This window comes from Sphingopyxis sp. GW821-FHT12C06 (assembly GCF_058807415.1).
Window position 1 is genome coordinate 864,454 of sequence record NZ_JBXAQR010000001.1, and the last position, 12,265, is coordinate 876,718.

At 60.8% G+C, this 12,265-nt stretch carries 11 protein-coding genes; 9 read left to right on the plus strand and 2 right to left on the minus strand.

From position 1 onward, the window contains the following. Positions 1 to 100: 100 nt before the first annotated feature. The 4 genes from AC1RRJ_RS04015 to AC1RRJ_RS04030 all read left to right on the plus strand — a co-directional run bounded on the left by AC1RRJ_RS04015 (position 101) and on the right by AC1RRJ_RS04030 (position 5,810). On the plus strand, positions 101 to 2,545 hold the full coding sequence (locus AC1RRJ_RS04015; RefSeq protein ID WP_493120416.1) for a TonB-dependent receptor: 2,445 nt from the start codon (positions 101 to 103) through the stop codon (positions 2,543 to 2,545). Between the two features lie 129 nt (positions 2,546 to 2,674). Next, positions 2,675 to 4,513: a flavin-containing monooxygenase gene (locus AC1RRJ_RS04020; protein WP_493120417.1), complete on the plus strand. Its 1,839-nt coding sequence runs from the start codon at positions 2,675 to 2,677 to the stop codon at positions 4,511 to 4,513. A 116-nt stretch (positions 4,514 to 4,629) separates the two neighbouring features. Continuing rightward, positions 4,630 to 4,989, plus strand: coding sequence for a hypothetical protein (locus AC1RRJ_RS04025; RefSeq protein WP_493120418.1), 360 nt, complete (start codon positions 4,630 to 4,632; stop codon positions 4,987 to 4,989). Between the two features lie 59 nt (positions 4,990 to 5,048). Further along, positions 5,049 to 5,810, plus strand: a complete 762-nt coding sequence (locus tag AC1RRJ_RS04030) for an SDR family NAD(P)-dependent oxidoreductase (RefSeq protein WP_493120419.1) — start codon at positions 5,049 to 5,051, stop codon at positions 5,808 to 5,810. Between the two features lie 335 nt (positions 5,811 to 6,145). On the opposite strand, the gene AC1RRJ_RS04035 is transcribed toward AC1RRJ_RS04030, so the two are convergent. Further along, positions 6,146 to 6,655: a hypothetical protein gene (locus AC1RRJ_RS04035; RefSeq protein WP_493120420.1), complete on the minus strand. Its 510-nt coding sequence runs from the start codon at positions 6,653 to 6,655 to the stop codon at positions 6,146 to 6,148. Between the two features lie 295 nt (positions 6,656 to 6,950). On the opposite strand from AC1RRJ_RS04035, the gene AC1RRJ_RS04040 reads away from it, so the two are divergent. The 5 genes from AC1RRJ_RS04040 (at position 6,951) to AC1RRJ_RS04060 (ending at position 11,446) form a co-directional block, all read left to right on the plus strand. After that, on the plus strand, positions 6,951 to 7,361 hold the full coding sequence (locus tag AC1RRJ_RS04040) for a nuclear transport factor 2 family protein (RefSeq protein ID WP_493120421.1): 411 nt from the start codon (positions 6,951 to 6,953) through the stop codon (positions 7,359 to 7,361). 252 nt (positions 7,362 to 7,613) lie between these two features. Then, positions 7,614 to 8,396: an SDR family NAD(P)-dependent oxidoreductase gene (locus AC1RRJ_RS04045; RefSeq protein ID WP_493120422.1), complete on the plus strand. Its 783-nt coding sequence runs from the start codon at positions 7,614 to 7,616 to the stop codon at positions 8,394 to 8,396. 242 nt (positions 8,397 to 8,638) lie between these two features. Then, entirely contained in the window at positions 8,639 to 9,388 is a 750-nt protein-coding gene (locus AC1RRJ_RS04050) for an acetoacetate decarboxylase family protein (protein ID WP_493120423.1), read from the plus strand. Continuing rightward, positions 9,381 to 10,397, plus strand: a complete 1,017-nt coding sequence (locus AC1RRJ_RS04055) for an NADP-dependent oxidoreductase (RefSeq protein WP_493120424.1) — start codon at positions 9,381 to 9,383, stop codon at positions 10,395 to 10,397. Before AC1RRJ_RS04050 ends, AC1RRJ_RS04055 begins: the two co-directional genes overlap by 8 nt. Positions 10,398 to 10,594: 197 nt before the next feature. Continuing rightward, on the plus strand, positions 10,595 to 11,446 hold the full coding sequence (locus AC1RRJ_RS04060) for an alpha/beta hydrolase (RefSeq protein ID WP_493120425.1): 852 nt from the start codon (positions 10,595 to 10,597) through the stop codon (positions 11,444 to 11,446). A gap of 41 nt (positions 11,447 to 11,487) precedes the next feature. On the opposite strand, the gene AC1RRJ_RS04065 is transcribed toward AC1RRJ_RS04060, so the two are convergent. After that, the gene (locus AC1RRJ_RS04065; RefSeq protein ID WP_493120426.1) at positions 11,488 to 12,192 is read right to left on the minus strand and encodes a GntR family transcriptional regulator; all 705 of its coding nucleotides are present in this window, start codon (positions 12,190 to 12,192) and stop codon (positions 11,488 to 11,490) included. Positions 12,193 to 12,265: the final 73 nt, after the last annotated feature.

Below are 12,265 nucleotides of genomic sequence, written 5' to 3' on the forward strand. Positions count from 1 at the left end.
GCATTTGGATGGCCCCGCGTCACGATTTGCTCTTGTGGCCCTGCAATATTATAGTACAATCTTGAATGAAAATAAAATAGACTCTGGGAGAGATTTGGTCATGGGTACATACCTGTTTTCGACGACCGCTATTGCAGTGGCGATGACACTGGTTGCGAGTCCTGCGCAGGCGGCGGAAGCCGCTGCGCCTGAAGCGGCTGCCGCCGAGGGCACTGCGCCTGAAGCATCCCCGCCTCAAACGGCTTCGAGCAGCGGGGGGATCGAGGAGATCATCGTCACCGCCCGCCGTAAGGAGGAAGGGATGCAGACGGTTCCTGTCGCGGTCAGCGCCGTGACCGAAGACCAGATTGCCGCCCGCGGGAACTTCGAGGTGACGGACCTCCAATATACGGTGCCGAGTCTCAATGCGACGGCCTTCGGCGGCTCGCGCAACTCGGTAATTTTTTCCCTGCGGGGTCAGAGTCAGGCGGGTGGCACCCTGTTTCCCGCAGTGCTTACCTATTTCGCCGAAGTCCCCATCATCAAGCTGAATCGCGGGCAATTCTTCGACCTCGAGAATGTCCAGGTGCTGCGCGGTCCCCAGGGGACGCTATTCGGCCGCGTGACCGATGGCGGCAATATCATGGTGACGCCCAAGGCGCCTGTCGATCGCTTCGAGGGATATGTCGAAGCCAAGGTCGGGAATCATGACCTGCGCGGAGCGGCCGGCGCGATCAATGTGCCCATCATCCCCGAGAAGCTTCTCTTGCGCGGGGCTTTCGAAATCAACCGGCGCGATGGTTATACGCGAAATCTTGGTTCGGGCCGGATGCTCGATGACGTGCATTATGATTCCGCCCGCGTCAGCCTGCTTTTCAGGCCGGTCGAGGAATTCGAGAATACGCTCATCTACAATTATAACGCGGTGGACGAGAACGGAACCTCGAACAAGATTGTCAATTTTAACCCGCTGGGTCTCCTTGGCACGCTCAATGGCCCGGATTTTGTGGCCCGGATTCAGGCCGATCTCGCGGCGCAGCAGGCCAGGGGGCCGCGCGTTGTCGATATCGGCTCGCCGGTTTGGGGCGACAATTATGGAATATATTCCAGGGCCAAAAATACCTATGTGATCAACCGGACATCGTGGCAGGTCAGCGACAATATCGAAATCCGGAACGTCGTTGGTTATGTGTCTTTCAAGAATCATTGGGGCTCGGACTTCGATGGAAGTTCGCTTGCCGTGGTGGACACGGCGAATGTCTTTTTACCTGATCCCGAATTCTACAAGAAACAGTGGAGCGAGGATTTCCAGATTCAGGGCCGTGCCTTCGGCGACAAGCTGAATTATACCCTCGGCACCTATTGGGATTGGCAACATACGCCCGAAGGGCGTGCGGAAAATACATCCGTCAGCTTGCTGGGGCTGCCGCTGCAGAGAATTATCGTCAACTATTCCAAGACCCGCAGCAAGGCAGTTTATGGACAGATCAACTATGATCTCTCGGATCTGGTCGAGGGGCTGAAACTCGACGCCGGGCTGCGCTACACCAAGGATACGGTGAAGGCGAAGTTCGCAAATTATCTGGGGCTTGCCGACTTTAGTCCTGGCGCCATGCCGCATGGGCAGTGCGTCACCAATCTTGCGGACTATCCGGCGATGCTCCCCGCCCTCAGCTCGCCCTGTGCCAGGGCTGAAGCCAGTTCGAGCGCGGTGACAGGCACATTCGGCCTCAATTATCAGCTCAATTCAAGAACCTTCGTCTATGCGAAGGTCAGCCGCGGCTATCGCCCCGGAGGCATCAACGGGGTCAGGACCGAGGGGGTGGATACCAGCTACGGTCCGGAATATGATTTGAGTTTCGAAGCCGGTGCCAAGCTCGACTATAATATCGGTCCCATGCAGGCGCGCACCAATATCGCGCTCTATAGCGACCGCTTTACCGATATTCAGGCGAATGTTCTTCAGCTTGGCCCTGGCGGGGTGGTGGCCGTGTTGCTCACCAACGCCGCCGAAGCGCGGATCAAGGGCATTGAACTGGAGCAAACGCTCGTGCCGTTTGATGGCATGACGCTTGGCGCAACCTGGGCCTATACGGATGCGCATTATGTGAACAATCTGAGCCCCGCCGAACTGGAAATCGCCTGTCCGAGCAACCCGCTGACAAATACCACGCCCGGATTCGGATTCTGCCCGCTCAATCCGCTCCCGAGCACGCCCAAGCATATGGTCAATCTGTCGGCGCAATATACTTTGCCGCTGCCATCGGATTATGGCGAGGTGACGATCGGTGGAAACTGGTATTATCGCTCCGCCTTGGCCGCCTCTTTCTCGACGCCCGACAGCCGGTCGGCGCCTCTGGGGCTGCTGAATCTCGACATGACATGGAAAGGCGTCCTCGGGTCCAGGCTGGATGCGACGCTCTTTGCCAGCAACGTCACCAACAAGACTTATCGCCTGCAACCGAGCTCGCTTATCGGAGCCGCCTCATATGGCATTACCACCGCCGGCTATGGTGAGCCTCGCATGTGGGGTCTGAAGCTTCGCTACAGCTTCGGAGCAAATTAGTTTCAAAGGGGTGGTCGCCAGAACCCGGGAAGCCCGAGTTGCCTGAGCCGGCTTATGGTTTCCGCCCCACTCCCACCAGCCGAGCGGTGAACTCGGTTTTGCCATCTGCAAATATAAGAGGATCGAGATATGGATAAAGCGACGTCTGGCGGTTCGGAGATCGAAGTCGATGCCGAAGCTCTCCGTCAAAAATACCGCGAGGAGCGCGACAAGCGCCTGCGGCCTGACGGCGCCACCCAATATCTCAGCGCGGAAGGCGATCTGGCGCGCTTTCGCGACGATATCTACGCCGAACCCCTGGCGCGCGATCCGGTCGAGATGGATGTTGGCGTGGTCATTATCGGCGGCGGGTTTTCGGGCCTGCTGGCGAGCGCGCATCTTCACAAAAGGGGCGTCGAGGACTTTTGCATAATCGAGGAAGCAAGCGACTTTGGCGGCACCTGGTACTGGAATCGATACCCGGGGCTCGCGTGCGATGTGGAATCATATTGCTATCTCCCCCTGCTGGAAGAGGTCGGGTATATTCCGACCCGGAAATATGCCAGCGGGGACGAGATTTTCGAGCACTGCCAAAGGCTTGGTCATCATTATGATCTGTACCGCCGGGCCCATTTCCAGACGACCGTGACGAGCGTCGCATGGGACGAGGAAAGCGCGCGCTGGATTATCAAGACCAACCGGGATGATGTTTTCAAGGCGCGGTTCCTCATTCGCGGCGGCGGCGGATTGAACAAGCCGAAGCTTCCTGGCGTGCCGGGGATTGCGAAGTTCAAAGGACATTCGTTCCACACTGTTCGCTGGGATTATGACTATACCGGCGGCGGCCCAACGGGAGACCTTGCCGGGCTGAAGGACAAGCGCGTCGCAATCATCGGTACCGGTGCGACAGCAATCCAGTGCATTCCCCATCTCGGGGCTTCGGCGAAACAGCTCTATGTCTTCCAGCGGACTCCGTCGTCGATCAATGTGCGCGCCAATCGGCCGACCGATCCTGAGTGGGTTCAATCGCTTTCGCCGGGCTGGCAAAAGGCGCGGATGACGAATTTCGAGTCCATGGTCGGCGGAATCTACCAGGAAGAGGATCTGGTCGCGGATGGATGGACCGATATCTTCTCGACGGTGTTTCAGTTCGCGGCGCAGGACAAGACCAAGCTCACGCCGGCGGATGTCCTTCAAATGGCCGACTTCCAGAAAATGGAGGCGAACCGCAGGAGGATCGATGAGGTCGTGAAGGATCGCGACACCGCAGAAGCGCTCAAGCCATGGTATAATATGATGTGCAAGCGGCCGTGCTTCAGCGACGAGTATCTGCAGACGTTCAATCGGGAGAATGTGAAGCTCGTCGATACCAAAGGAAAGGGCGTACAGGAAATCACCGAGAATGCGGTCGTCGTCGACGGGCAGGCCTATGAGGTGGATTGTATCGTATATGCGACGGGGTTCGGCTTCGGCGTCTCGAGCGAAGACCAGATGGGCTATGAAATTTATGGCCGGGACGGTGTCACGATCACAGAATATTGGGCGAGCGGTCTGAAGACATTGCACGGCATGCACACCAACCATTTCCCCAATTATTTCGTCACCTTCGGGCCGCAGGGTCCGCTCTCGATCAACATTCCCTATGCCCTCGAAGCGCAGACCGAAGTGATTGGAGAGATTATTGCGGACTGCATGAAGAACAGGGTGAAGACATTCGAGGTGACTGCCGAAGCCGAAGCGCGATGGCAGGAAAAGCTGCAGGACAAAGCATTTTCGCGAGCGAAATTCTACGAGGAATGCACGCCATCCTATTATAATGCCGAGGGAACATCGATCGGGTTTTTGGACCTCTTCTACTTCGGCGGACCGGTCGACTATCGAGCGGTCGTGCGCGATTGGTTCGATACCGGCGGCATTGAGCGGGACATCAAGAGAACATATCTGGACAGCGAAGAGGTGGTGCCGAGCCACGAAACCGCCGAGGGGTAGCGGGCAGCGTCAGGGGGCGTTCTCGTGCTTGCGCGCTGCGCCCTCCACGGACGGTGCCGCTCGCACGAGCCTCTGACCGCGCGCTCGCGGCCACTCGGGGTAAGGAGAATATCGATATGGCCAGGTATAGATTGATCGCATTTACCGACCCGGTAGCGGGCCGGGACGAGCAATATAATGACTGGTATAACAACGTCCATCTCGCGGATGTCGTTGCGATCCCCGGCTTCATTTCCGCTCAGCGCTTTGTCCTGAAAACGCCCAGTGCCGGCGAGATCAGGAACAAATATGTCGCAATTTACGACATGGAAACCGACGACCCCGCAGGCGTGATGGCCGAGATCGGCCGCCGCGCCGGTACCGAACAGATGGTCGTCTCGCCGGCCCTCGATGCGACGTCCGAAAACAGCGGAATCTTCGAGCCCTGTTCGGAAATTGTCTACGCCCCGAACCCGCCGCGAGGCGGGCCTGCCTGAAGGCGCCCGCCGCGCCCGGTCGGGCGCCGCGCGGTATTGGAAGAAATGGATACGCAAACATGTTTGATCTCACTGGCAAGGTCGCGCTCGTAACCGGCGCAGGCCAGAATGTTGGCGCAGGAATTGCCAAGGCGCTCGCCAGGGCGGGCGCCGTCGTGGCCGTCAACGATTATCACGCCGATCGCGCCGAACAGGTTGTGAAAGAAATTGTGGCGGCCGGTGGGCGCGCAGTTCCTGCGGTGTTTGACGTGACCGATCTCGCGGCCGTGACCCAGGCCGTACAGTCTCTGGTCAAGGCCGAAGGCGCCCTCGACATTCTGGTCAACAATGCCGGAAATGCCGGCGCGGTGCCGGTCAAACTGGAGAAGTTTGTCGATGCGGACCCGGCGGAATGGCATGCGACAATCGATGTCAACATCTATGGGGTGCTCAATTGCTGCAAGGCGGCGCTGCCCTCGATGATGGATCGTGGCTGGGGGCGGATCATCTCGATTTCTTCCGCTTCGGGATTGCGGGGAGCCGACATCGGCGTGGCCGTCTATTCGGCGGCCAAGGCGGGCGGCCTCGGTTTCACCCGGGCGCTCGCTGCCGAAGTGGGTCGGTCGGGCATTACGGTCAATGCGATCGCGCTGGGGATGATCCCTGCGCATGAGGTTACGGCGGCGGACCCCTTGCTCGGGGAGCGTGTCGGGTCGATTGTTGTTGGCCGGACCGGGACTCCTGACGACGCGGCCGCGCTCGCCATCTATCTCGCATCGACCGAGGCATCATGGATCACCGGAGACACCATCCTCCTCAACGGGGGGAGCTATATGCGGTGAATATCTCCGGTTGGCGTCCATTGCGCCGCGGAGTCTGTTTCGGCGGCCGCGCATCCGCTTGCCCCGTTTGCGGGCTCTATATTACCCGATAATTCGAGAATGATGCCAGCCGCGCTCACGCGGCGGCTGTGACGCCCGCATTGGCGCCGGGCGCTGCCGCGGAGGTTTGACGCGCGGCATGGCCACCCTCCCGGACATCGAATTGCCCGGCGCGGGCCCGGTCAACACGGGCGCGACACGCGATACAGATCGAGGCTTCCTTTCATTTGCCCGGGAAGGCTGCGCGGCGATCGTTCCATGCGACCGACGCGCAGCCCTCCGTAGCAAGCTGCATTCTATAATTTATAGAAGTGCTTCTGGATCATCGGGTGGCCTTCCGGGTCATACACATGCGTGACCATCGTCTGGCCATCTTCGCTGAGGCGGCGAAGCATGGTGTAGTTCATGATGCCGTCCAGAGCGAGGCTCAGGCGATAGTGCGATCGGCTGTCCACATATACCTGCTTGACCATGCCAACGGCCCGTCCGGCCTTGAAGCCGTTGATCTCGATCCAGGTCTTCTGGCCCTCGGGCGTCGAGAGATCGCCCTCCACCCGATCGAGGACATAGGGGACCCAGTCCGTCTGATCATAGGCGCATTGGTAACCCATATGGGCGAAGATTCCCGGCTGGCTCTCGTTCTTGTGCGTATAGGCCATCACATTGCCGTAATGGTGCATTGTGATTGTCTGGCTCAGCCATGGCTCGGGGACCCACTGGTCCGCCTTATAATCCCAGATCTTGGACTTGTCGGTGTCCATTTCCCAGATGCCGTCAAAGCCGGCGATGTCCAAAATCCTACTCATGGCGCTCCCTCAAAAGACCGGAACCGAGGTTCCAAACCATGTTCAGCGCTACCAGCCGGTCTTTGGTGGGTCAAGAATGATTGACAGAATTGTCCTATAATTTTATCGTATGAAATACGGATGGTTCTGCTGCATCTCGTTGTTCTGGAACGGGGGCCGGCATGGACGTAGCCGCGCATCGGTGCGCCTGTCCGTGAATGAGCGCTGGCGCCGGCTGTTACGGCGGGGGCGAGCATTCGATTTCAAGACCATATGCGCGCCGTCGCAGGCGCGCATATGACCGGGAGAATGCATCATGATCGAGTCCGCCACCGCATCGTCCGTCATCGCGGCGCTCGCGCGGAAGTTTTTCGACTCCATCGAGGAGGGCGACATGCAAGCGGTGGCCGACTGTTATGCCGACAACCCCCGGATCTGGCACAATACGGATGGCAAGGAGATGACGCTGGCCGATATGATCGCCGCGCTACGCGGTCTCTGCGCGCACTTTCCCGAGCGCCGCTTCAGGGATCGCCGGGTCCATGTCTTCGACGGCGGGTTTGTGCAGCAGCACAATTTCTGGGCCCGGCATCCGGACGGTAACGAGATTCAGCTTGCCGCCTGCGTGGTCGGGCGCGTCGTGGACGGTCACATCGAGCGTCTCGACGAGTATCTGGATTCGGCGCCGCCCGGGCCGCCGACGGAGGGTCGGGGCGCGCGCTCCTGATGGGCCGGTCCCGAGGAGGAGCGATGCCCGGCAATTCTGGCGCCTCGGACCGGACGCCGGCCGCCCGCATGTGGCGAAACGGCATTCCGGTCATAGATAAATACAATATTGTAGTCCGATAGTGCATTGCCTGCGCTGATGGAGTGTGAGATTGCTTCGGGACCCGCCGCGATTGACAGCTGAAGCAGCTGCTTTGCGGGGCAAGAGATAAAGGGCGCGCCATTGGCAGCGCCGACATTGGGAGAAGAGTTGATGATGAGGATGGCCAACAAGGTTGCGATTGTTACAGGGGCCGGAACCGGCGTTGGTCGTGCGTGCATGAGCTTGCTCGCCGCCGAAGGCGCCCGGGTTGTGGGCGCAGGCCGCACCCTGGCGAATCTGGACGAAACCCTGGCTCTTGTGACGTCGGCGGGCGGGGAGGGGCGTGTTGTGGCGGCCGACCTCAGCCTCGATCATGGCGCGCAGCATGTCGTCGATGCGACACTGGACGCTTATGGACGGATCGACATTCTGATCCATGCCGCCGGCGTGGGCTATAGCTGGCAGGATAGAAGCCCTGGCAGCATGAACGACGTGGTGAACACCACGCCGGACAAATGGCGCGAGGTAATCGGCATCAACCTCGACGCCTGCTATCTGATGAATCGCGCTGTTCTGTCGCACATGATCGGCCAGGGTGGGGGCGCGATCGTCAATGTGGCCAGCATTTCCGGCTCGCAGGGGCTGTCGGCGGCCCATGCCTACACGGCCGCCAAGGCCGGGGTCATCAATCTGACGCGTTCGCTTTGCGTTGCCTATGCAAAGCATAATATCCGCGCAAACTGCGTCGCGCCGGGCTTCATCGACACGCCGATGGTGGCTTCTGTGATCAATGTTTTCGAGGATGAGGCGGCTGCCGAGCAGATCGCGCCCATGCGACGCGCGGCCCGGCCGGAAGAGATCGCATATGGATGTCTGTATCTCGCTTCCGACGAGGCATCCTATTGCAACGGCTCGACGCTCGTCATCGACGGAGGGACGTCGGCCCGTCAGTAAGCGGGGCCGGCAATCAAGTCGCCGGTCGGGCCTGCTTCGCCCGTGGATATGGTGCGCATCGCCGCCCGCCTGACCATCAGGTTCGCCCCTTCGGCGCGGAGACGGTTCGGCGATGACATGACTGCAAAATGATCGGGCGAGCGTCGCAATGCCGCAGCCTGTCGCCATTCGGCGAAAACGGATCAGGAATTTCCGGGAGAGAGAAAATGGCAATTGATTTGACGGGACTATCGGGTTTTTCGATGCCGCTGGGGGCCTCGCTCTATCCCGCGCCTCCCCATCATTTTCACGGCGCGAAGCTGGCATGGGCAACATATGAGGCCGATGCGGAGGCGGTGGCGAGAATGCTTCCTCCCGGCGTGAAGCCCGATAGCAACCCGCCCGTTTGCGAGCTTTGGGTCTGCGATTATCCCTCGACCAGCTTCGGACCCTATCTGGAAGCCTATGTTCATGTTCGCGTCGAGGTGGACGGGGTGCGCTATTGGTATCAGCCGGTCATCTTCACCAATCGCGAGCCCGCCCTGGCCGCGGGCCGGGAAATCTGGGGCTACGCCAAGAAGCTTGCGACCATGGCCTGGCGCGAGGAGGCCGAGCAGATCATCTTCACCATCGAGCGGCCGACAGGGAAGCGGCTGGTCACCTTCACCCTTTCTCGCGACAGGCTCGCCAGGCCGGACGAGGTGGAAGAGCTGCCGATCCTTTCTCTCCGCTATATCCCGCCGTCCGACCCGGAGCGGGGCCCGGCGGCCGCGGAGCTCGTCCGGCTCGATGTCGAAGGCGGACTGCATCAGACGCCGGTGCTGGGTGACGTGCTCTGGGCGGGACGCGCCTCCGTCGCATTCGATTCCCCGAGCGAGGTGGACCCCTGGCACCTGTTCACGCCCACGCGCATTCTTGCCGGTCACGTCCAGACCGCCAACTTCTCGCTTCCGCTTGGCAAGGTCGTGAAGGATTATCTCGCCGAAGGCCTGGCAGATGGCCGGCATGGCTGACGTCAACCGTCAGTGGCTGCTGCGCCGTCGCCCGACCTGCAATGTCACCGCGAGCGATTTCGAATATTTCGAGGCCGCGATACCCGACAGCGCATCATTGCAGCCGGGAGAGTTGGTGCTGCGCAACCGGATGTTTCTGTGCGCGCCAACGATGCGCAACTGGATGGAGCCGCCAGGGAACAGCCTCTATCCGTCGATAGACCTCGGCGCGCCGGTTATGGCGCCTGCTGTGTGCGAGGTGGTGGCTTCGGCGCGCGCGGGGGTGCCGGTCGGCATGCGCGTCACCGCATTGACGAGTTGGCAAGACTATCAGCTGCTCGCTGCAGATTATCCGGTGGCGCCCGTTCCCGACGGGCTGAATATGATCGAGGCCATGACGACATATGGGCTCAATGCGCGTACCGCCTATTTTGGACTGCTCAGGGTTGGCAGACCGAAAGCGGGGGAAACGCTGGTTGTGTCGGGTGCGGCGGGGTCGACCGGGTCGGTCGCCGCCCAGATCGGGAAGATCATGGGGTGCCGCGTGATCGGCATCGCCGGCGGCGCCGAGAAATGTGCCTGGCTGACCGAAAGCTGCGGACTGGACGCGGCCGTCGATTATCGGCGCGATAACGTCGAGGAGGCGCTGCGCGCCCTGTGTCCGGACGGGATTGATATTTTCTATGACAATGTCGGCGGCGACATATTGCAGGCCGCGATCGAGAATATGGCGAAGTTCGGGCGCATTGTCCTCTGCGGCCAGATCGCAACCTACACGCAAGGCGGGCCAGCTCGTGGCCCCGACAATATGATGCGGCTGATCTATGGCAGCGTGACGATGCAGGGCTTTCTGCAAGCCGACTATGAGCAGGAGACGGACGGCGCGCTCGCTCAGCTTCGGCAATGGGTGGACCAGGGGCTTATCGTTCAGCGCGCCGACGTCCGGTCGGGCTTCGAGCGCATCCCGGAAACCTTCGGGGCGTTGTTCGAGGGAGGGAATGAGGGCACGTTACTCGCGGCGATCGAATGAACATATGGTGCCGGGCGAGACTTGCGACCTGCGGCACCTCGCTGCGGAAAATCCTATCGCACAAGAAGATCAAATGGAGCTGAAGCATGCCATCCCGTCATCTCGTTGACCCCCAACTCCTGCCCCTGATCGAACAAATTCCCACGGTGGCGGTCGATGCCGCGCATCTGGCCGAGTCCAGGGCCGCGATGGCGGCAATGGCGGCGGCGATCCCGCAGCCCGGACCGCCGGTGGCCGATCTGAAGATATATGATGAGCGTGTCCCGGGTCTCGATGGTGCGCCGGACGTCCGCCTGATCGTCACCGCGCCCGGGGGGCCGGGCTCCGGAAGGCCTGGAATTCTGCATATCCACGGCGGCGGCTTTATCATGGGATCGGCCGAGATGACCTCGTTGAGTGACGCGGTCTACGCCAGAGAATTCGGGGCAATATGCGTTTCGGTCGATTACCGGCTTGCACCCGAAACGCCGCATCCAGGACCGGTCAGCGACTGCTACGCGGGCCTCAAATGGTTGTATGAAAACGCTTTGGCGCTGGGCGTCGATCCCGACAATATCACCGTGACCGGCGAAAGTGCGGGCGGCGGGCTCGCCGCGGCACTCGTGCTTCTCGCGCGCGATCGCGGAGAGGTGCCGGTGGCTTTCCAGCACCTCATATACCCGATGCTCGACGACCGCACGGCGACGCGTGCCGAGCCGTCCCCTTATGCCGGCCAGTATATCTGGACACCGGACAGCAACCGCTTCGGTTGGCGCTCGCTGATCGGTGGCGAGCCGGGCGGGGTGGACGTCTCGCCCTATGCCGCGCCGGCGCGGGCGGAGAGTCTCGCCGGCTTGCCGCCGACGTTCATCGCCTGCGGCGCGCTCGATCTTTTTATCGAGGAGAATCTGGAATATGCTCGCCGGCTGATCCTTGCGGGTGTCCCGGCCGAACTGCATATCTATCCAGGGGGGCCGCACGCCTTCAATCTTGTGCCCGATGCGGACATCGCGATGGCCCTCGATCGCGATTCCATGAGCGCCCTCAGGCGTGCTCTCTCGAAGTCCTGATACAGGATCACGAAGTCGCTGGTCGATGCGTCCCGTCGAAATCAGCCGAGGGTGGAAAAGGCTTCGTCGGGGGCTTTGGCGAACCGCTCGCGCGAGCGCCGCATGTGCCGGCGCATGGCGCCTTCGGCAATCCGGGGTTCGCCGGCAAGTACGGCTTTGGTGATCGTGGCATATTCATCGAGCTGTGCCAGCCGGTCTTGCGGGGTCAGATAAGGCAAAATCTGGAGGCGCAGCAGCTGTATCTGGGTTGTCGGCAAGATGCGCGCCAGCTGAATATTGCCCGCGATGCTCATCAGCGTGTCGTAGAAATGATGGCGCGGTCCGATGAAATGCACGTCTTCGGCGCGCCGATTTCCGTGGATCTCGAGACGTTCATACGCGTCCCGCATGAGCCTGGCATTCTGGTCCTTGTCGGCGGCTTCGGCGGCGAGCCGTGCCATCAGGCATGTCAGCACTTCGAGCACGGCAAGCATCTCGTCGGCTTCAACGCGGCCATATGCACGGATATAGGCGCCGCGGTGTCGCGTCAGCGTAACCACGCCTTCGGCTGCCAGTCGCTTGAGGGCTTCGCGCACGGGTCCCCGGCTTACGCCCACGGCGCTGGTCAGCCCCGCCTCGATCAGCTTTTGTCCGGGGACATATCGTGCTGACCATATTCCGCCGATGATCGAATCGACGACGCGATCAGAGGAGCTGATCGCGTCGTCGTCGGTTTCCGGGGCGTTGCCGTTCAGGCTGGGATGCATTTGCCACTCTGGGGGTTGGAATTCTTGCCGCGCAGCTCATGCTGGGCTGCATCACAATATAATATTGTATAAC